The following is a 20288-nucleotide window of genomic DNA, read 5'->3' as shown; positions in this document are numbered from 1 at the left end:
ATCTTGAAAGGTATCCGGCGGCAGTTCATGACGGCAGGCCCTGTCTCGGTCGGAGGATGCGATGGCCGTGAGCTTCACGGTGTTCGGCCAGGTCGACGCGTATCTCGACGGCCGGCGTCTGGACCTGGGCCACGCACGGCAACGTCACGTGCTGGCCGCCCTACTGCTTGAGGCCGCCCGGCCAGTGTCCACCGACCGGCTCATCGACCGTGTGTGGGGCCCGCGGGCGCCTCGACAGGCGCGCGGCACTCTGTACGGATACCTCTCACGCCTACGACAGGCACTCGCACCGGCAGAGGACGTGCAGCTCGAACGACTTCCCGACGGCTATGTCCTGACCGTCGAAGACCAGTCCGTGGACGTACATCGATTCCGTCGCCTGGCGGGCCAGGCGGCTGCGGCGAGTGATGACGAGCAAGCGCTGGCGTCGATCGAGGATGCGCTCGCGCTCTGGCGCGGCGAAGCGCTGGCCGGTCTGGACACGCCCTGGACCAACGCGGTCAGGGAAACCCTGGAGAAGGAGCGCTTGGCCGCGGAACTCCTGCAGGCCGACATCGCTCTGCGTCTCGGCCGGCACGACGACCTGATACCCCTGTTAACGACGAGGGCGGCCGCGCGTCCCCTCGACGAGCGCCTGATAGGCCAGCTCATGCTGGCCTTGTACCGGAGCGGCAACCAGGTGGAGGCTCTGCGGCACTACGAGCGCACGCGATTGCGGCTCGCCCAGGAGTACGGGATGGACCCGGGGCCGGACCTCCAACGCCTGCACCATCGGATCCTCAACACAGACGCGTCTCTCACCTGTACCGTGGCGGCCTCTGCGGACCGGTCACCTCACCAAACACCGGCGCCGAGCCCGGAAGCGGCGCCGGCGGACACCCACGCCTCCGTTCCCCGGCAGCTACCGGCGCCGCCCAGTCTGTTCACCGGGCGGCTGCACGAACTGGCCCAACTCGACAAGGCGATCGACAGCCGGTCCGCGCCGATCACGGTGCTGTCCGGGGCGGCCGGCATGGGGAAGACCGCCCTCGCCGTTCATTGGGCCCATCGAGTCGACGAACGGTTCCCGGACGGGCAACTCTTCGTGGACCTGCGCGGCTACGCGATGGAAGCGCCGCTGAGACCCGTCGAGGCATTGACGCAACTTCTGCACGGGCTCGGTTTCAGCAGCGAGCAGATTCCTCCGGTGACCGAGTCCGCAGGCGCGTTATACCGCTCGGCCATCGCTGGCAAGCGCCTGCTCGTGATCCTCGACAACGCCAGGGACGCAGATCAGGTACGTCAGCTTCTCCCCGGCTCGGCGACCTCCGTCACGGTCGTGACAAGCCGGGAGCGGTTGCCCGGGCTCATCGCCAGAGAGGGCGCCCGCGGAATCGTGCTGGGCGTGCTGGCCGAGGAGGAGTCCATAGACCTGCTGACCGCCATCGCCGGCACCGACCGCACGAGTGAGGAACCCGCAGCGACGGCGGAGCTCGCCCGGTTGTGCGCTCACACGCCGCTGGCGCTGCGCATCGCCGCCACCAATCTGCTGGACGACCCCTACCAGAGCATGAGCGGCTATGTCGGCGAGCTGCGGCGCGGCAATGCCCTGGCGTCGCTGGAGGTCCCGGGCGATCCCCAGACGGCGGTGAGCGCGGCCTTCGACCTCACTTATGCCCGGCTGGATCCGGCGGTGCGCCGGGCGTTCAGGCTCCTGGGCGTCGCGCCGGCGGCCGAGTTCTCGGTCCCGGCAGCGGGTGCGGTCGTCGCGGCGGACGGCGATGCGACCCGTAAGCTTCTGGCTCGGCTCGTCAACGCCCACCTGCTGAATCGATGCGGTCCAGACCGGTTCGCCTTTCATGATCTGCTGCGTCTGCACGCGCGTTGGCGCGCCGAACAAGATGACGGCGAAGAGGACCTGACGGAGGCGTCCGGCAGGCTGCTCGACTGGTACCTGCGCCGGGCGGACGAGACATGGCGGCTCGCCTACCCCCATCTGCTGCGGCTTCCGGACAACCGGCCCGAATCAGTGAACAGGCCCGCGGAGTTCGCCGATCACACCGCGGCGCTGGCCTGGTGCGCGGAGGAACGGCAGAACCTCGTAGCGGCCGTGCGGTACGCGGCCGGCACCGGCCACCGAGAGATGTCCTGGCGGCTGGCCGACGCCATCCGCGGTTACCTGTACGCCGGATGGCACACCGCTGACCTGCTGACCATCGGTGAGACCGCCTTGTCGGCGGCCGAAAGCGCGGGACACGCGGCTGCCCGTGCCGCCATGCACTTCTGCGTGGCCAACGCCCACTACTGCGCTGCCCTTTATGACCTGGCGATCGAACATACGGCGGCCGGTGTGGCATTGGCACGGGAGGCGGGATGGCAGTCCGCGGTGGCCTCCGGCCTGGGCAACCTCGGTGCCATGGAATTCGGGAACGGCCGGCTGGACGAAGCCGTCGCCTACTACACCGAGGCAGCTGAGATCAAGCGCGGGCTGGGCGATCTGGCGTCCCTCGCGGTGACCTTGGGCAACCTCGGCGGCGCCTGCGGGAATCTTGGGAGGCTTGATGAGGCGGCCAAGCACCTGGAAGCGGCGGTGGAGATCAGCCGTGCTACCGAAGCCCACAACAGCGAGGGAATCAACCTGTGCAACCTGGCCAACGCTTACCAGCTCATGGCTCGGTACACCGACGCGATCGAGTGCTTACAGTCCTCGATCACGCTGAGTCAGCAGTTCGGCGAGCGGGAAATCGAGATCCTGGCGCTGCACAAACTCGGCGAGACGTACCGCGACCTCGGCAGGTATGAGGATTGCCTGGCTGCGGCGGAGTCAGCCCGAGCGCTCGCGGTCGAAGCCGACTACGTCCGCGGTGAGGCGGTGGCGAACAGCCCGCTGGCCAGCGTACGGCTGCGGACGAATCCGCACGCCGAGGCCCTCATACGGCGGTTGCTGCCCGGGCCGGCGATCGAATCGCCGCATCCCGAAACGAAGGGGTCCACTCCCGAGGATTCGATATCGGGCCGTGAGCATCAGGAGTGGCGGAAGGTCCTGGGTGAGGCTGCCGACCTACAGGAGGAGGCGGCACGGCTGATGGCCGAGACGTACGACAAGCCAGGCGAGATCATGGTTCTCTTCGACCTGGCCGACACGTACGTCCTGGCCGGCGAGGCGGAGCGCGCCCGCAATGTGGCGGTCAAGGCCAGGGAGTCGGCCGCCGGCGGAGGGCTCCGCTTGTTCGAGGCGCGGTCGCTCACCGCGCTGGCCACGGCCGAGTTGGCTCTGGGGCGGCCGGCGCAGGCCGCTGACCTGGCTCTTTCAGCCCTGCCGACCCATATCTCGACCGGTGACCGCAGGGGACATGCGGACGCCCTCTCCGTCTTGAGCAAGGCTCACCTTGCACTCGGCGACATCAGCGAAGCCCGTACCGCCCTGCAGGCCGCCCGGGCGGTCTACGCCGAGATCGGCTACTTGGCATCCGCGGCCGTCGCTCCCGAGCCGGAGGCGGACGACCTCTGACACCAATGGTGCGAGCTCGCGAAAACGCCGCCGGACGGGCCTCTTCGGCCGATCCGGCGGCGACCGCCCGGGCTGTGTCGGTCAGGCGGTGGCGTCGTGCCGCCGTAGCACCACGATCGTCACCACCGCCAGGGCGAGGAAGACGACCGTGCTGAGGGCCGCCACCGTGTTCAGTCCCGTGGTGAAGGCGGCGCGGGCCAGGTCGAGCAGGTCCGGCAGATCCTTGGCGGCGGTCACCGCGGCCGTGATGCTCTCCCGGGCCGCCTCCACCGGCAGGTGTTCGGGAAGCTGGCCGCGGTAGACGGCGGTGCCGAGGCTGCCCATCACGGCCACGCCCACCGCGACGCCGAACTCGCCGCCCGTCTCCGTCAGGGACGCCGCCGACCCGGCCTTCTCCGGCGGGGCGGCCATCATGATCACGCCGTTGCCCACGCCCATCGGCAGGGCGATGCCCGCGCAGGCCACGACCAGCCCGGCCACCACCAGCCCGGTGCCGCCGACGCTCGGCACCTGCGTGTGCAGGAACAGCCCGACCGCGCCCAGGGCCAGCCCGGCGGCCATCACGTACGCGGTGCCGATCCGGCGGGCGAGCGCCGGGGCCAGGGTCAGGGCGGCGATCATGGCGATGTTCTGCGGCACCAGCCACAGTCCCGCCTGCAGCGGCGACAACGCCTCGACGGTCTGCAGGTACTGGGTGGTCATCAGCGTGGTGCCGGACATGACGATCCCGCCGAGGAGCATGATCCCGAGCGTGGCCGTGAAGGTGCGATTCCCGAACAGCCGCAGGTCGAGCATCGGGTTGACGAGCCGGCGCTGCCGCCGTATGAACACCACCCCGCACGCCAGGCCGGCGACGACCGCCGCGACGGACACCGGGTGCCAGCCGCTCCTGGCCACCTCCTTGAGCCCGTAGATGACCGGCAGGATGGTGGCCAGTGACAGGGCGACGCTGACGAGGTCGAGCCGCCCGGCGCCGGGGTCGCGGTACTCGGGCAGCAACGACCGCGCCGCGACGAGCACCAGCACCATGAACGGCACCCCCATCAGGAACGCCGAGCCCCACCAGAAGTGCTCCATCAGCAGGCCGCCCACCAGGGGGCCGATCGCCATGCCGACCATGAAGCAGGCGTACCAGAGCCCGATCGCGGTCGCCATCTGCTTGCCGTCGTGGAACATGTTCCGGATCAGCGCCAGCGAGGACGGCATCAGCGCCGCCCCCGCGATGCCGAGCAAGGCCCGGGTGGCGATCAGCATCTCGGCGTTCACCGAGAACGCGGCCAGCACGGAAGCCGCCCCGAACGCCGCCGCTCCGATCGTCAGCAGCCTGCGACGCCCGATCCTGTCGCCCAGCGTCCCCATGCTGACCAGGAACCCGGCCAGCATGAACGAGTAGATGTCCACGATCCACAACTGCTCCGCGGCGCCGGCTCCCAGGTCGGCGGTCAACTGCGGGAGCGCCAGGTACAGGACGCTGCCGTCGACGGAGAGCAGCAGGGCCACGGAGGCCAGCACCGCGAGCCCCATCCATTCGCGCCGCCCGGCCAAGGTGCCGGTCTTCAGCCCGGTGTTCATCTCGATTCCCCTTTCAGTTGCCTCCACAGTGCTGGAAGGGGCTTCAGACGCCCTTTCGGTGCGCTTACGACCGCGCTTAAGGCCGCTCGTCGCCACCCTCGGCACCACCTTGGGTGACCGATCATCCCTTTCATCATCCTTCGGTTTACTTCGCGATGGATCCCGTTTAGTCCCCTTGGGGATTGGTAGAGGCGCAGGTAGCCCAACCAATATGAAGGCGGCCGCGGGCCGCGATGGAGGTGACAGACCATGGCGTTGCCGATCCGGCGTCACCGTGCGGCCGAGCCCTGGAGCCCTTCCTGGTCGGGCCGTTCGTGGGATCCCTTCGCCGAGTTCCGGCAGTTGTGGGATCAGGGCATCGAGATCAAGGGCTGAGGGCGCACATGGCCGGCATCAGGCGAACCGAGTCCGCGAGAACCTGCCGCTCGCATCGCGGCGGCGGCGCCGGCCGGAGGTGATGGACCATGCTCGCGGTGGCGTTGGCCGTCCCTGTACTGGCTTTCGTCGGCCTGATGCTCATGGAGCGTCTGGAAGAAATCATGCTGCCGGCCCGTCATTCGGCAGGCCCGGCCGCCCTCCCCGGAAAGGCGGCGGCACCTCCCCGCAATCCCGACGAGGACCTCGCCGTAACCACACAGCGGGACGCTTCGCAGGACGAACGTCCACCGCTGTCCGGCCCAGCTCCCCTCGACGCGGCCGTCGGGGCGCTCCAGGGGACTTCGACGCGACGTCAGTGGGTCAAGAACCCGAGGGTGAGCACCCCCGGCAGCGAGAAACAGGGGCAGCGAGTCATCGGCCGTATTGAGTGGTCCGAGGCCGGCCGGCCTGTCGGGTCGCGATCGCAGGCCGTGGACCCAGAGGTCCGCCGGTCGCCGCAACCGCTCGTGGCGTCACCGCCCGCGGAACCTCATGCGATGGTGCCGCCGACGGAGGTCTGCGCCGGCTCCTCCCACCCGTAAGTCAACACCTCGGCGCCTTGAGCAGCACGCTCACCTGGGCATCGCCGACGCCGAGCTCAGCGCAGGTTCAGGAGGGCCGGGTCTCCCTCAGGAGGTGCTGTTCGAGCACCGCGTCGAGTTGCAGCTCGCGGTAGCCGGCCTGATCGAAGAGCACCGTCAGCCGGTCCTCGCCGCGCTGGATGACCTCCCCCGGGCCCCACTCCCGGTGTTCCACCCGGGCATGCACGGGGAACGGACCGGTGTCCTGCTGTGGCCGGTCGGCGGTTCCCGCCCGGCAGGTGTCGCAGTTCCCGCAGGGCTCGGCGAGCTGCTCGCCGAAGTAGCCGAGCAGGAAGAGCCGCCGGCAGTCCTCGGTCTCGGCGTAACGGCGCATCATCTCCAGCCGGGTACGTTCGACGTCCCGACGGCGTTCGGCCAGCTCCCTGGCGCGGTCGGCCGCGGCGCCCGGCTCCGGCGCGCCGGGCGCAGGATCGATCCGGCGCGTCCCCAGCCGTACCGCTCCCGCCCTTGCCAGCAGGTCGAGCAGCGCCGTCAGGCGACGCGGCGACAGCCCGGTACGCTCGCGCAGCGCCTTGCGGTCGGTCCCGGGACCGGCCTCCGCCACCGCCTCGGCGACCTGGAGCAGCGTGTCGCGGTCCGGCGGAGCTCCGGTGAAGTACCGCTGCAACCCCAGGTCCTCGGGCCGGTAGAACAGTACGGCCTCAGCCTCCGCGCCGTCCCTCCCCGCTCTGCCGATCTCCTGGTAATACGCGTCGAGCGACCCTGGAACCTCGGCATGGAACACGAAACGCACGTCCGGCTTGTCGATCCCCATGCCGAACGCGCTGGTGGCGACCACGACCTCCACCTCACCGGCCATGAACCGGTCGTGCACGTCGTCGCGCTCGGCTCGCCTCAGGCCCGCGTGGTACGGCGCCGCCCGTACCCCGGCCTCGTTCAGCAGTCCGCTCAGGCGCACGGTCTGCTTGCGTACCGCCGTGTAGACGATCCCGGGCATCGGCTGCCCGGCTACGGCGGCGACCAGCTCGTGGGCGGGGTCGTCGAGCATCCGGCGTACCGCGAGGGAGATGTTGGGCCGGTCGAACCCCTGGACGATCTCCGCGGGCTCACGCATGCCGAGCCGTTCGGTGATCTCCGCCCGTACCGGCGGGGCCGCGGTGGCGGTCAGGGCGGCGATCACGGGGCGGCCCAGGGCCTCGGCCACCGCGCCGAGCCGCAGGTAGTCGGGGCGGAAGTCGTGCCCCCACGCCGAGACGCAGTGGGCCTCGTCCACCACCATGAGCGAAGGGGCCGCGGCGGCGAGCTCGCGTACGACGTCCGGGCGCGCGAGCTGTTCCGGGGCGCAGAACAGGAACTCCGTCTCCCCCGCCCGCAGTGCCTCGAACGCGGCCGTCCGCCTGCCCGCCGAGGTTCCCGCATCCAGGCTCACCGCGTCCTCATCGCGGCTGCGCAGGGCCTCCACCTGGTCACGTTGCAGGGCGATCAGCGGCGACACCACCAGGGTCGGGCCGGGCAGCAGCAGTGCGGGCACCTGGTAGATCGCCGACTTGCCGCTGCCGGTCGGCATCACGACCAGGGTGTCCCGGCCCTCGGCCAGCGCCGTCATCGCGGCCAGCTGGCCCGGCCGCAGATCCGTCAGGCCCAGCGCCTTTTCGGCCATCCGTCCGCATTCCGCGCCGGCATCCCGCATCGCCCCTCCTCATCAGCAGAACGCCCTCCTACCCCGCGCAATCTCGGCCTGACACCGATAGCGCAATGTCGGGCATGCCCGGCATTTGACCCTCTTGGGCGTTATTGGCGGGCTGGTATGGGCAAGGTGATCGGGCGCGGCAAGCGATCGGGGTCTCCGCTCCTTGCCGGACCATGAACTTTCGCCAACCTGAGGAGTTGCCGTGCTCACGCTGACCGCTGACGCGGTCGCGGCAATACGCGTGCTGACCTCACAACCGGAATCGCCGCCGGACACCGGGCTGCGCATCTCAGCGTCGGCGGTCAACGGTTCCGGGAGATCCCTTGAACTGTCGATCTCGGGCGGGCCGCACCCCGACGATCAGATACTCGAAGCGGAGGGCGTTCGGGTCTACCTCGAACCCCTTGCCGCCTCGTACCTGGACGACAAGACCCTCGACGCGGACATCGCCACGGAGGCCAGGCCGGCCTTCCGGATCATCGCCCGGGCCTGATCTTCCAGTGGCTCCTCTGGGAAGGCATCCGCGCCGCCGCCTTCATCGTGGCGTCGAAAGCCACGGCGGGCGGCGCGACTGGCGCAGTCCCTGAAGGGCAGGCGGGAGGGCCACGACACTCCTGAGGAGGTCACATAGAGCCCCCGCACTGCCGCCGGTAGGAGCCCCGTCCAATTAGCGGCGTTCGTCGTCGGCGTCGTGTTCGTGTTCGTCGGCGTGCTGGGGTTCATCCCCGGCATCACGACGAACTATGACGAGTTGGGGTTCGCCGGCCACGAGTCCGACGCGCTGCTCCTGAACGTGTTCCAGGTGTCGATCCTGCACAACATCCTCCACCTGCTGTTCGGGATCGCCGGCATTCTCCTGTCCAGGACCTGGTCCGGCGCCCGCTCCTTCCTCATCGGTGGAGGCGTCGTCTACCTGCTGCTGTGGATCTACGGCATGCTGATCGGGCACGACCGCCCGGCGAACTTCGTCCCCGTCAACACGGCGGACAACTGGCTGCATCTGATCCTGGCCATCGGGATGATCGCCCTCGGCCTCCTCCTGGCTCGCCGGCGCACCGCCACCGTTTGACCTGCGGGTCGTCCCGCGGAGGCCGAGGTGGTTCTCTGCGGGATGAGGTGGTCTCAGCGCGGGTGATAGTTGAGCGACTTCAGGGGCCAATGCGTGGACAGCCAGGCTGTCACGGCCTCGTACAACGGCACGTCCAGCTCGGCTCGGTCGGCCCGGACCCAGGAGGCCACGTCGGTGTCGTGGTCGTCGCTGCGGGAGGGATAGATGTAGACGCATCCGATGACCTCGCCGCTGCCCGTCTCCAGGACGGTGTAGGTGAATCCGCGGCGCTGGGCGAAGTCGTTCGCGTGACGTTGGAGGTCGGCGAGGTTCGCCTCCAGGGTCATGCCGTCCACGGGAGGCCATCGTCCGTCCGGGAAGCCCGGGGTCGCGCGGATGTGCTCGATGCTGCCGGTCCAGGCGGCGTGGTCGGCGACGTTGTGCTGGGGGCCCAGGGGTTCCAGCCGGAACCGGGGGGTGGCCAGTTCTAGGGGGACGGCGAAGTCGTCGGGGACGAAGGCATGGTCGTTCATGAGGCCGAGGCTATGAGGTTGAGCTCGTGGACCGCATCCGCATTCATGGCGCTTACCACAGCCCGGTCAAGGGGAACGGGTTGTCAGACCTGTACGGTGCCGCCGTCGACGAACAGTTCCGTACCGGTGACGAACCGGCTCTGGTCGGAAGCGAGGAAGAGGGCCACGTCCGCGACGTCCTCCGGCTGACCGATCCGGCCGAGCGGGATCCGGGAGACCAGATACTCCTTCACCTGTTTACCCTGCTCCGTGTCGGCACTGATGGCCCCGTCGAGTCCGGGTGTGTCGATCGTCCCCGGGCTGATGGCGTTGACCCGGATGCCCCGGCCTTTGAGCTCGTTGGCCCAGGTGCGGGCGAAGGACCGCGCCGCCGCCTTCGTGGCGGAGTAGACGCCGAAGCCCTCGGGGCCCTCGACCGTCCAGATGGAGGCCGTGAGGATGATGGAGGCGTGGTCGTTCAGCAGCGGCAGCGCCTTCTGGACGGTGAAGATCATGCCCTTCACGTTGACGCCGAGGAGGAGGTCGAGGTGCTCCTCCGTGATCTGATCGAGCCTCGCCATCTGTCCCGCCGCGGCGTTCGCGAACAGCACGTCCACGCGGCGGCCGTCGGCGGCGATTCGCTCGTAGAGGCGATCCAGGTCGGCCGGTCTTGCGACGTCGCCGCGGACGCCGGTCGCTTGCGGTCCGATGGACGCGACGGCGGCGTCGAGTTCCTCCTGGCGCCGGCCGATGAGGTAGACGTGAGCACCCTCCTCCGCGAAGCGGCGGGCGCCGGCGAGACCGATTCCCGTCGAGCCGCCGGTCACCACCGCGGTCCTGCCGTCGAGCTGCCCCATCGCATCCCCCTGGTGCACCCATCACCGCATGCGGCTGGGAGTTTACCCAGGTCAGAGCCGACCTGCGGTCAAGGTGCGGCAAAAGCCTCACGGTGTAACGATCCGGGCTTGGCCGACGTACGCCGGGGACTGGGAGTGCCGCTGAGGGGCAGAAGCGCGGGATGCGGGCTCCACCGTCGCCCCGGGTCACCTGGCCGGTGATGTACCACCACTGGTCGCGGATGACCTTCATCCACTGGCGCTATCCGCCGGCGCGAGTGCAGGAACTGCTGCCGGGCCACCTCACGGTCGAGACGTTCGACGAAGCGGCCTGGGTGGGCCTCACCCCCTTCCTCATGCGAGGCGTACGGATACCCGGCACCCCCGCGCTCCCCTGGCTGTCCCGATTCCCCGAGACCAACCTGCGGACGTACGTCCGCGACGAGCGCGGTCGCACCGGCGTCTGGTTCCTGTCCCTGGACGCCGCGCTCCTGCTCGCCGCCCTCGGCGGTCGTTGTGCCTACCGGCTGCCCTACTTCTGGTCGGCCATGTCGGTCGACGCCGAGGGCGCCCGTACCCTCTACCGTTGCCGGCGCCGCCGGCCGGGACCGCGCGGCGCACGATGCGACGTGGAGGTGGAGGCCGGCGCGCCCCTGGCGGAGAGCGAGCGCGACGAGCTCGCGCACTTCCTGACCGCCAGGTACAGGTTGTTCACCCTCGTGGCCGGCCGACCGGCCACCGCGCAGGTGGAACACCCGGCGTGGCCCTTGCACCACGCTCGCCTGATCGGCCTGGAGCAGGATCTGGTGCGGGCCGCGGGACTGCCCGCCCCGGACGGGCCTGCCGTCGTGCACGCCTCTCCAGGAGTACCGGTACGGGTGGGCCTCTGGACCTGGTGATCGACTGCCCCGGCGTTCCGGATGACGGGTTCATGTCGGGGCAGGGGCATGGGTGACCGCGCTGTCGAGGCGATCAGCACCCTAAGGAATGGTCATATGACGTCAATGCCCGACCCTTACGAGCGTGAAAGGCACCCCGAAGCCCGACCGTCCGCTCAGCCCCGGGGAGCGGTGGAGCGCGAGATCGACCGCATCACGGAACCGGCGCGGCTTTTGCGGATGGCCGACATGGCGCGCTCGTTGCTGGGCGAGGCCCAGGAAATCACCCTTGACGAGCGCGCCCGTGACCAACTGGCGCACATTCAGCTGAGAGCGATGGAGCAGATCGGTGGAACCCGAACTCAGGGACGAACTGAAGCGGCTCATCCCAGAGACTTCCGACCATCCCAGCCAGACGGAACTTCGCATCACCCAAGGGCAGTTGGTGGGCTGGCTCGAAGGAGTCTTCCAAGGAATCAAGACCGGGCTCCTCCTCCTTCAGCAAAGCGCCGGTCCGGAGGGACAGAACCCGATCAGGCCCGGCTCAGCCGAACGGCCGCCCGAGGCCGGGCCCTACCTCTGATCCCAACGTGACGAGCCGGGACGCGGCCGGCGTCCCGCCGCTTGACCTTGTCGCGAGGACAGACCCTTTACTGGTCGCCATGATGCAGATCGGCGAACTCGCCAGGCTGGCGGGCGTGACCACCCAGACCATCCGCCACTACCACCGGATCGGGCTGCTTCCCGAGCCGCGGCGCACCTCCGGCGGCTATCGGAGCTATGGCATGAGCGCGTTGAGCCGCCTGCTCCACATCCGCAAGCTCACCGCGCTCGGCCTTGGTCTCAGCGAGGTGGCCGACGCCCTGGCGGACACGGGCGCGGTGGACATCCGGGAGATGCTGACGGAGCTGGATGCCACGCTGGCGGCCGAGGCAGCCGAGATCCAGCGTCGCCGGGTCGCGATAGCGCACCTTCTCGAACACGGGGACGATCCGACCCTCTCCCCCGAGCTCGCCGCGGCCGTCCGCGGTCTCGATCTGCCCCAGCACGACGTCGACGTCCTTCGAGCGGTGGAGGTGGCGGTGCCGGAGGAGGTGGACTCCTACCTAGCCGGCATCCGGCAGGACTCGCCGTGGCGGGACTGGAGCGCCAAGCTGGCCGTGCTGGTGGATGCCGGCGCGAACGATCCCCGCGTCGAGGAGATCGCCCGCGAGCTGTACGCGATGCTCCCTGACTTGTTGCCCGCCCACGTCCCCGCCGAGCCCACGGCCGATCAGCGGGCCGCCGTCGCCTCCAGGGCGAGGTTCGGCCAGATGATGTCGGCCGACCTGAGCCCTGGCCAGCGACGAGTCCTGGAACTCCTCGTCGAGTACGGCCGCCGGGAGCCGGAGAGGTGGGAACACCTGACCACCGACACGGCGGCTCCGTCAGACCGATGACCGCCCCGTGTCGTCCTCGTACCTAACCTCTGTGGGCAGTACAGCTAGCGCTGGAAGTGCCAGATGAGCATGGACGGCGTCCCGGCGGTGGCCGCGTGGGCCGCCTCGGGTGCCAGGTCGCACAGGGCCCACGGCCACACGTCCCATGGCCCCAGGGTCTCGGTCCGCTCACGCGGCTCCCCTGGCGGGTGCGGGGGCTCCTCGCAGCGCCGTACCTGGAGTCCCGCCGCCAGCGCGGCCCGTACGTAGTCCCCGACCAGATGGCGGTGGGTGGCCACCCTTCCCGGCCGGCCGTCCGGTAGCCGTACGGACGGGACCACGCCCCGCGCCACCCCCTCGGGATGGATGTCGGCGGTCACCACATGCCCGCCCGGCCGCAACACCCGGGCGAACTCGGCCAGCACCGGATCGAGTTCGGACACGTGCGTCAACGCCAGCGAGCAGACCACCAGGTCGACGGACTCATCGGGCACCGGCAACGCGGTCAGCTCGCCGAGCAGGAACTCTGCCTGCGGCACCCGACGGCGCGCCCGTTCCAGCATGTCGGGCGAGCTGTCCACGCCGCGCACCCGATGGCCGCGACCGGCCAGGTACGCCGACAGCCTGCCGGTGCCGCACGCCGCGTCGAGCGCGTCGCCGGCCGGCAGGGCGTCGACGATCTCCCTGATGAAGGGTTCGTCGAGGTCGAACGCCGAGTTGGGGGCGTCGTAGGTCCGCGACCAGATCCGGTAACCCGACACGGTGTCCACGCGGGACACCTCGACGGCGGCCTCGGCCAGGGTGTCGTCGTCGAGGAACTTGCGGATCTCGGCCAGGCGCGCCTCGACGAACGCGCGGTCGTGTCCGCCGGTGTAGGCCCGGAGCAGGGCGATGCCCTCCAGGCCCAGCACGTACGCCAGGGGATGCTCGTAGATCACCGCGACACGGTAACCACGGCCGGCGTGCGGAGGCCACCGAATATCCGCCCTTCACGCCCTCTGAGGACTTTCGCCTCTAACGCAGGTGGGGCGCCGGCGGAGATGTTGAGGGTATGCAGCGCGACTCGTCCGGACTTCAGGTGCTCGGCCGCCAGGAGTGCCTTGACCTGCTGTCCACTGCGCCGATAGGGCGGATCGTGTTCACCGATCGCGCCCTGCCGGCGGTCCAGCCGGTCAACTTCCATCTCGACGGCCACTTCATCGTGATCCGGACCTCGATCGGGTCGAAGCTGGCGGCCGCCACCCGGCACGCCGTGGTGGCGTTCGAGGCCGACGAGTTCGATCCCGAGTCGCGTACCGGCTGGTCGGTGACCGCGGTGGGACGCTCGCGGGCGGCGACGGATCCGGCCGAGATCGACCGGCTGGCGGCGCTGCCGCTGGCGGCCTGGGCACCCGGCGACCGCGGCCACTACGTCGTGGTCGAGGCGGAGCAAGTGTCCGGCCGCCGTTTGACCGGCTGAGGCCGCCTCGGGACCGGTGCCTCCGTGTCATGCCGGGGCGGGTTCCGGTTGGTCGTCCCCCAGGGGGGCGAAGCGCCATTCGCCCTCGCCGAGCAGCTCCAGCTCGTGGGTGTGGTGCTGTTCGACCGTCGAGCGGTGGCTGACGCTGACGATGATGGTGTCGGGCAGCTGAGCCCGGACCAGCTGGTAGAGGACGAACTCCAGGCTCTCGTCCAGCGCCGAGGTCGACTCGTCGAGGAACACCACCTTCGGCTTGGTCAGCAGGATCCGTGCGAACGCGATCCGCTGCTGTTCGCCAGGGGAGAGCACCTTGGCCCAGTCCTGCACCTCGTCGAGCCGGTCCACGAGGTGCGACAGCGCGACCTGTCGCAGTGTGCCGCGCAGCGTCTCGTCATCGACGGCGCCTTCCTTGCCGGGATAGGTGACGACGGCCCGCAGGTCGCCCAGCGGTACGTACGGCAGCTGTGACAGGAACATCGTCTCGTTGGGCCCGCACGGCCGGGTCAGCGTGCCGGTGGTGAACGGCCACAACGCGGCCAGCCCGCGTAGCAGCGTGGTCTTGCCGCTGCCGGAGGGCCCGGTGATGACCAGCGTGTCACCCGCTTCGAGCCGCATGTCGAGCGGCTTGATCAACTGCCGTCCGTCGGGGGTGCGGACCTCGACGGCCGTGAGCCGCACTGTCCCGTCGGTGCAGGGCAGCGTCGTCACCGCAGGCAGCGACCTGGCCTCCTCGTTGGCGACGACCAGGCCGTGCAGCCGGATGATCGCCGCCCGGTATCCGGCGAAGGCGTCGTAGGCGTTCCGGAAGAACGAGAGGCCGTTCTGGATCTCGTTGAAGGCCGATGCCGACTGGGTGAGATCGCCGAGGCGGATCTCGGCGGCGAACAGCCGCGGCGCCTGCAGGAGATAGGGCAGGGGCACGATGCTCTGGCTGATCGAGAGGTTCCAGGCGTTGAAGCCGATGGTCCTGTTCAGGTACCGCTTGTAGTTGGTGACGACGGGGGCGAACAGGCGCCGCAGCCCCGAACGCTCCGCGAGCTCGCCGCGGTAGAAGGCGACCGCCTCCGAGGCGTCGCGCAGGCGTACCAGGGCGTAACGGAACGCCGCATTGAACTTCTCGTTGCGGAAGGCCAGCCAGATGATCGGCTTGCCGATCCAGAAGGCGATGACGGAGGCGATGAGGACGTAGACCAGCCCGATCCAGAACATCGCCCGGGGGATCTCGAACCCGGAGACGGACAGCGTGCCCGAGAGGTTCCACAGGATCGCCGTGAACGACACGATCGAGATGACCGCGGAGATCGCGCCGAACAGCAGCGTGCTGGACGTCCCCCCGTTGCTCGGAAGGTTGGGCAGGGGTCCGTAGCCGGCGGTGACCACGTCGATGTCGGACTGGATACGCTGGTCCGGGTTGTCGATGGTGTCGTCGATGAACCGCGACCGGTAGTAGGCCCTGCCGTCGAGCCAGTCTCCGGTCAGCCTGTCGGTGAGCCAGGCACGCCAGGCCAGCACGAACCGCTGGAGCAGGAACAGGTCCAGCAGCAGCCGGGCGATGTGGATCGCCGCCATGACGCAGAAGACCCACAGGGACATCCAGAAGCCGTGCACGCCGGAGTCCTTCACCGGGGTGTCGTTGACGGCGACGCCCTGGACCGCGACCTGGAGGCTGGACAGCATGTCGTTGCCCTGGTAGCTGAACAGCACGTCCAGCCGGACACCGGTGACCACCGACAACAGCATGGCGCCCAGCCTGAGCCAGACCTTGGCGCATCCGGGACCGGTGAAGTACGCGCCGGTGATACGCCAGAACTGCCTGCCCCACGTCGTGAAGCGGCCGATCGGCACCAGAACCACCAAGGTGCACACTGCGGCGATCGCCCAGGCCTTGGCGATCCACACCAGCGATGTCCCGACCTCAGCGCCCCAGTCGAGCGTCGGGGTGAACAACTCCATTCCGGAAGCGTATGTGCACGGAGAGCGACGGGTGGCACAACTCGCAGGAGATCTTCCGAGTCGTCATCCTTCTCTCACGGCGAGCCCCGTGGTCGCGGGGGCGGGGTGGGCCGATGGGGTTCGGCGAGCTCAGGCCAGAGTTGGAGGGGCTTGGTCGCGGTGCTGGTAACCTCCTGCTGATCATTCGCGCAAGGGGCCGTTCATGGGGGATCCGACCCGGATCGGAAAGTACGCCATCGCGCGCCGGCTGGGGTCCGGCGGCATGGGAGAGGTCTTCCTCGGGCATTCGCCGGGTGGCCTGGCCGTGGCCGTCAAGGTCGTGCATCCGCAGTTGGCCGAGGATCCCGAGTTCAGGTCCAGGTTCCGCAAGGAGGTCGCGGCCGCCCGGGCGGTCAGCGGCGCCTACACGGCGGCCGTCGTGGACGCCGACACCGAGGCCGCGCGGCCCTGGCTGGCGACCGTGTTCCTGGAAGGGCTGACCCTGCGGGACAGCGTGGCCGCGCACGGGCCGCTGCCGCCCGACGCCGTACGGTCGCTCGGCGCGGGCCTGGCCGAGGCGCTGCTGGGCATCCATCAGGCCGGGGTGGTGCACCGGGACCTCAAGCCGTCCAACATCATGCTGACGCCGCAGGGCCCGCGCGTCATCGACTTCGGCATCGCGCGTGCCGCGGACGCCGCCACCGCCAGCCTCACGGGCCTGGCCATGGGCTCACCGGGTTACCTCACTCCCGAGCGGGTCATCGGCAACCGGACCGAACCGGCCGGGGACGTGTTCTCGCTGGGCGCGGTGCTGGCCTACGCGGCGACCGGCCGTAGTCCTTTCGGCGAGGGGCCGTCCCACGCGATCGTCTACCGGATCGTCCACGAGCCACCCGATCTGGAGGCCGTGCCCGGTGGGCTGCGCGAACTCGTGGCCTCCTGCCTGGACAAGGAGCCGGACGCGCGGCCGACGCCGCAGGAGGTGCTGGACCGGCTCACCGGGACGGAGGGTCCGCAGGGGATCGGATGGCTGCCCCAGCCGGTCGCCGACGACATCACGGCCAGGGTGACACCACCACAGCCGGTGCCCCCGGGCGAGGCGGCCTCGCCACAGCGGACGCCCGCGGGCGAGGCCGCCTCACCTGGAGAGCAAGGCCGGGCGCGGCCGACCGCGGTGTTGCCGCCCGAGCCACCCGAGCCGCCCGAGTCGCTTGAGTCGCCCGAGCCGGTCGAGCCGGTCGAGGAGCCGCTCCTGCCCTTACGCCGACGCCTCGTCCCCGTCCTGGCCGTCGTGCTCGGCGTACTCCTCCTGGCCGGCCTCACCCATCCCGCGCTCTGGCCCGACGGCAGGCTCTGCACTTCCCTCGCGAGCCGCCCTATGCTGACAAGTCTCCGTGAGGAACCCGACGAATGGCGCGAGCGCGCCCAGACCGAGGGGCACCAGCTGAACGCCCTGGCCGAGCAGGCCGAGACTCCCGGACTCGCGGCGGCGCTGCGCAAGCTCTCCGCGCACGAGTCATCGCGGGCACCCTTGGACCCGGGCATCCCCGACCTGGAGGCCTGGATCCCCGTACGGAGGGCCTGTGGCTGACGTCGCTCATCTCCCGCTCGGTCACGCCCGCAGGGCCGGGATCGCCGCCGCCGCGACCTGCTGCGGCGGGCTGCTGCTGGTGGGCCTGCTGGCGCAGGTCCTGCCTGTGGTCCTGCCCGCGTCGATCGACTCGCTGATCGAGCAGATGCTACAGAACCTCGTCTACTTGCTACCGGAGGGCACGCCCCTGTCGCCGGTCCGGCTGATCTGGATCCTGCTGTCGTTCGTGGTGACCGCCGCCTTGTGCTATGCCCTGCTGACGGCCGTGCGGCGCGGCGTGCCCGCGCGGGCGAGCGCGTTCGCCGTGTTCCTGCTCGGCTGGAGCAGCGCCATGGTGGCCCTGGGAGCCGGCGGGCTGTTCGCCGTCGTCGCCAAGGGGGACTTCTGGCCGGTCGTCCAGGATGGCCCCGTCCTGCTGTCCGGATTGGGGTTGCACATCCCGGTTGTCGGCTGCCTGGCCGGTGTCGCCGCCATGCTGGCCCACCGGTCCGGCGCCGGGACGAACCGCCCGTCCTCCCGGCCCGACGTCCGGGTCTCCGCACGAGCCGCGTTCGGCATCGCCGCCCTTGCCGCCCTCACGCTGGCGGTCGCGATGACGCTCACCAGCACTCTCATCGAGGACGAGTACGGCGTCAACCTGCTGGCCTTCCCCGGCTCGGTGACCAAGCCGTGGCTGTTCGCACATCACGAGACGTTCGGCGGGCTGAACGCCGTCGTGCAGGTCTGCCTGATCGCGGGCACCACGATCGTGCTCCCGGCGGTGCTGGGTCCGGCCCTGTGCCTGCTGCGCGCACGGGGCGGCGCAGCGGCGGCGTTCCTGCTGGCCTGGGGCTGCACCACGATCGTCACGGGTGCCATCGGTGTTGTGCGGATCGTCATCTCCTATCTCGCTCTCCAAGCCGGCGATCACGGATACTTCCTCGTCTACTCGATCATCGCCGGGATCGCGTACGGGCTCGTCATCGGCGTGCCGATCGGTCTGGTCATCTCGGTCGCCTACCTCAGGGCGGCCTCCCGGCGGGATCCCCCGCCGTCGGCTGAGACGTCGCGGGCCGGCGCGCTCAGGTCCTGGGAGGCTGCTTGATGCCCGCCTCCAGCTCGTCGACGGTGTGCTGCCGCTCCAGCACGCCTCGATATTGTCACGACGGGCGCGCTACCCACGGCGAATCCGCCACCATGGTGGCATGGCTGACGGACCGGTTGCCCACCTGACGCTGATCGCCCACGGCCCCGATCTCCAGGCTTTCGAGCTGACCGAAGTGCCGGTGGACACCCTGGTCCGTGACGTCGCTCAGGCCGTGATGGAGCAGTACCCCGGCGTGGCGCCGCGGCCCTGCGTCACAGACTTCCAGGAGGCGGACGGCACGCGTCGCCGCCTCGACCCGGAGGCCACCCTGGAAGAGTCCGGAGTCACCTCAGCAGGCACGATCATGGTGTCGGCGGAAGCGACGGCGGGCGGGCTCGACGTCTCGATGATGGTCGATCTCGCCACCTTCCTGGGCACCGCCGTCGCCAGTGGTGTGGCGGGCAACGCCGCCTACGACTTCCTGAAGGCGCAGATCTCCAGGATGCGGGCGAAGCGCGTCCGCCGCCTGACGAAGCGCGAAGCGATCCAGGTGGCCCACGCCTGCGTCTGTATCCAGCGGGGACTTCCCCGGGACCAGGTACGGCTGACCGGAGCACGCAGGGGCGCCCTCCACAAACGCGAAGGAGACCGACGGCCTCCTCGTACCTGGGCGCTGGATTTCGAGTTCGGTGGACGGACCGACACCGTTCACGTGTTTCTTGATCGAAGCGAGCCGGGCGCGGAGGCCATCAAGATCTGGAACCTGGAAGCCGAGCTGTCCGCCCTGCGTCGGCCGGCTGATCCGCCGGCCACCTAAGAGCTGTTTCTTGGATCAGGTTCGGAGCCAGATGACCAACGCGGCCAGGGTGACGGTGCCAAGGAAGATGTAGGCGCGCTTGTCGTAACGCGTGGCCACGGCCCGGAAGTTCTTCAGCCGATTGATCGCCCGTTCGACGACGTTGCGCGCCTTGTAGCGTTCGGCGTCAAAGCCGGTGGGCCGACCCCCTGCCGAGCCGCGTCGGCGGCGGTGGGCGCGTTGATCGCGTGGTTCGGGGATGGTGTGGCGGATCTTGCGGCGGCGCAGGTGGACGCGGTTGGCGCGGGAGGAGTAGGCCTTGTCCGCGGCCAGGCTGTCGGGCCGGGTACGCGGACGTCCCGGCCCCAGCCGAGGCACCCGGATGGCGCCCAGCACTCGCCGGAACTGCGGGCTGTCGCCATACTGGCCCGGCGTCAGCACCAGCGACAACACCCGGCAGCGGCCATCCGCGGACAGATGGATCTTGGTGGTGAACCCGCCACGGGAACGGCCTAAGCACTCCCCAGTCTGACCACCTCCGCCAGCCGGGCGGCCAGCCTGGCCAGCACCGGATCGCCCCGCTTTGTCCCGGCGGCATCCCCCCTTTTGCCGCCCCCGGATGCAGGAGGTGCAGGGGGCGGTGTGCGAGGCGCGCCGGCGGCATGCTGATGCGCCCTCACCGTGGTGGAGTCCACGGAGATATTCCAGTCCACCCGCCCCTCGGCGTCCTGCTCGACCTGGATCGCGGTCAGCAGCATCTGCCAGGTGCCATCGGCCGACCAGCGGCGATGCCGCTTGTAGACCGTGATCCACGGACCGAACCGTTCGGGCAGGTCCCGCCACGGCAGTCCGGTGCGGGCCCGGTACAACACGCCGTCGATCGTTCTGCGGTGGTCATTCCATCGCCCGCCCCGCTGACCGCCCTCGGGTAGCAACGGTTCGAGCCGCTCCCACTCTGCGTTGGTTAAGTCTCCTCGCCCCATACGCCCATCGTGACGATTCAACCACGATCAGTCAGCAGATCTAAGAAACAGCTCTTAG

17 protein-coding genes and 2 pseudogenes are annotated in these 20288 nt (G+C 69.8%); 11 read left to right on the top strand and 8 right to left on the bottom strand.

Going from position 1 to position 20288, the window contains the following annotated elements; all coding sequences use genetic code 11:
- Positions 1-67: 67 nt before the first annotated feature.
- Complete coding sequence (locus BLS95_RS53600; RefSeq protein ID WP_176993927.1) at positions 68-3490, top strand: AfsR/SARP family transcriptional regulator; 3423 nt, start codon at positions 68-70, stop codon at positions 3488-3490.
- Between the two features lie 81 nt (positions 3491-3571).
- Here BLS95_RS53600 and BLS95_RS53595 read toward each other — a convergent pair whose 3' ends face one another.
- Complete coding sequence (locus tag BLS95_RS53595; protein WP_090947342.1) at positions 3572-5062, bottom strand: MFS transporter; 1491 nt, start codon at positions 5060-5062, stop codon at positions 3572-3574.
- 249 nt (positions 5063-5311) lie between these two features.
- Between BLS95_RS53595 and BLS95_RS59470 the strand changes: the two genes are divergently transcribed.
- Complete coding sequence (locus BLS95_RS59470; RefSeq protein WP_281250152.1) at positions 5312-5437, top strand: hypothetical protein; 126 nt, start codon at positions 5312-5314, stop codon at positions 5435-5437.
- Positions 5438-6088: 651 nt separating this feature from the next.
- Here the strand turns inward: BLS95_RS59470 and BLS95_RS53580 are convergent.
- The gene (locus BLS95_RS53580; protein WP_090947340.1) at positions 6089-7711 is read right to left on the bottom strand and encodes a RecQ family ATP-dependent DNA helicase; all 1623 of its coding nucleotides are present in this window, start codon (positions 7709-7711) and stop codon (positions 6089-6091) included.
- A 202-nt stretch (positions 7712-7913) separates the two neighbouring features.
- Between BLS95_RS53580 and BLS95_RS53575 the strand changes: the two genes are divergently transcribed.
- Together BLS95_RS53575 and BLS95_RS53570 are read left to right on the top strand one after the other, a co-directional pair.
- Positions 7914-8204 carry a HesB/IscA family protein gene (locus BLS95_RS53575; protein ID WP_090947339.1) on the top strand — a complete coding sequence of 97 codons (291 nt, stop codon included), beginning with the start codon at positions 7914-7916 and terminating at the stop codon, positions 8202-8204.
- A gap of 183 nt (positions 8205-8387) precedes the next feature.
- A pseudogene (locus BLS95_RS53570) lies at positions 8388-8780 on the top strand (DUF4383 domain-containing protein); the annotation flags it as partial.
- A gap of 53 nt (positions 8781-8833) precedes the next feature.
- On the opposite strand, the gene BLS95_RS53565 reads toward BLS95_RS53570, so the two are convergent.
- Together BLS95_RS53565 and BLS95_RS53560 are read right to left on the bottom strand one after the other, a co-directional pair.
- Positions 8834-9292 (bottom strand): GNAT family N-acetyltransferase, encoded by a 459-nt coding sequence (locus tag BLS95_RS53565; RefSeq protein ID WP_090947337.1) that lies wholly within the window; start codon positions 9290-9292, stop codon positions 8834-8836.
- A gap of 83 nt (positions 9293-9375) precedes the next feature.
- Positions 9376-10128, bottom strand: a complete 753-nt coding sequence (locus tag BLS95_RS53560; RefSeq protein ID WP_090947336.1) for an SDR family NAD(P)-dependent oxidoreductase — start codon at positions 10126-10128, stop codon at positions 9376-9378.
- Positions 10129-10289: 161 nt separating this feature from the next.
- On the opposite strand from BLS95_RS53560, the gene BLS95_RS53555 reads away from it, so the two are divergent.
- A complete protein-coding gene (locus BLS95_RS53555; protein WP_090947335.1) occupies positions 10290-11006 on the top strand; it encodes a YqjF family protein in 717 nt (238 codons plus the stop codon).
- A 102-nt stretch (positions 11007-11108) separates the two neighbouring features.
- On the opposite strand, the gene BLS95_RS55290 is transcribed toward BLS95_RS53555, so the two are convergent.
- Positions 11109-11306, bottom strand: a complete 198-nt coding sequence (locus BLS95_RS55290; protein ID WP_143044324.1) for a hypothetical protein — start codon at positions 11304-11306, stop codon at positions 11109-11111.
- Between the two features lie 28 nt (positions 11307-11334).
- On the opposite strand from BLS95_RS55290, the gene BLS95_RS53550 reads away from it, so the two are divergent.
- Together BLS95_RS53550 and BLS95_RS53545 are read left to right on the top strand one after the other, a co-directional pair.
- Entirely contained in the window at positions 11335-11568 is a 234-nt protein-coding gene (locus BLS95_RS53550) for a proteasome activator (protein WP_090947334.1), read from the top strand.
- 79 nt (positions 11569-11647) lie between these two features.
- Positions 11648-12424: a MerR family transcriptional regulator gene (locus tag BLS95_RS53545; RefSeq protein ID WP_143044323.1), complete on the top strand. Its 777-nt coding sequence runs from the start codon at positions 11648-11650 to the stop codon at positions 12422-12424.
- Positions 12425-12468: 44 nt separating this feature from the next.
- On the opposite strand, the gene BLS95_RS53540 is transcribed toward BLS95_RS53545, so the two are convergent.
- Complete coding sequence (locus BLS95_RS53540; RefSeq protein WP_090947332.1) at positions 12469-13341, bottom strand: class I SAM-dependent methyltransferase; 873 nt, start codon at positions 13339-13341, stop codon at positions 12469-12471.
- A 113-nt stretch (positions 13342-13454) separates the two neighbouring features.
- Between BLS95_RS53540 and BLS95_RS53535 the strand changes: the two genes are divergently transcribed.
- A complete protein-coding gene (locus tag BLS95_RS53535) occupies positions 13455-13862 on the top strand; it encodes a pyridoxamine 5'-phosphate oxidase family protein (protein WP_090947331.1) in 408 nt (135 codons plus the stop codon).
- Positions 13863-13889: 27 nt separating this feature from the next.
- On the opposite strand, the gene BLS95_RS53530 is transcribed toward BLS95_RS53535, so the two are convergent.
- Positions 13890-15815 carry an ABC transporter ATP-binding protein/permease gene (locus BLS95_RS53530; protein WP_090947330.1) on the bottom strand — a complete coding sequence of 642 codons (1926 nt, stop codon included), beginning with the start codon at positions 15813-15815 and terminating at the stop codon, positions 13890-13892.
- A 202-nt stretch (positions 15816-16017) separates the two neighbouring features.
- On the opposite strand from BLS95_RS53530, the gene BLS95_RS53525 reads away from it, so the two are divergent.
- From BLS95_RS53525 to BLS95_RS53515, 3 genes are all read left to right on the top strand, one after another.
- A complete protein-coding gene (locus BLS95_RS53525; RefSeq protein ID WP_090947329.1) occupies positions 16018-17385 on the top strand; it encodes a serine/threonine-protein kinase in 1368 nt (455 codons plus the stop codon).
- Positions 17378-18469: a hypothetical protein gene (locus tag BLS95_RS53520; RefSeq protein ID WP_090947328.1), complete on the top strand. Its 1092-nt coding sequence runs from the start codon at positions 17378-17380 to the stop codon at positions 18467-18469. The genes BLS95_RS53525 and BLS95_RS53520 overlap by 8 nt, the downstream gene beginning before the upstream one ends.
- Positions 18470-18569: 100 nt before the next feature.
- Positions 18570-19268 (top strand): hypothetical protein, encoded by a 699-nt coding sequence (locus BLS95_RS53515; RefSeq protein ID WP_090947327.1) that lies wholly within the window; start codon positions 18570-18572, stop codon positions 19266-19268.
- 15 nt (positions 19269-19283) lie between these two features.
- Here BLS95_RS53515 and BLS95_RS53510 read toward each other — a convergent pair.
- Positions 19284-20230: pseudogene (locus BLS95_RS53510) on the bottom strand (IS5 family transposase).
- Between the last annotated feature and the right edge of the window lie 58 nt (positions 20231-20288).

The organism is Nonomuraea jiangxiensis, assembly GCF_900099965.1.
Classification (GTDB): Bacteria; Actinomycetota; Actinomycetes; order Streptosporangiales; family Streptosporangiaceae; genus Nonomuraea; species Nonomuraea jiangxiensis.
The sequence above is the reverse complement of the archived record's forward strand: the minus strand, read 5'-3'. Positions and strand labels throughout refer to the sequence as shown.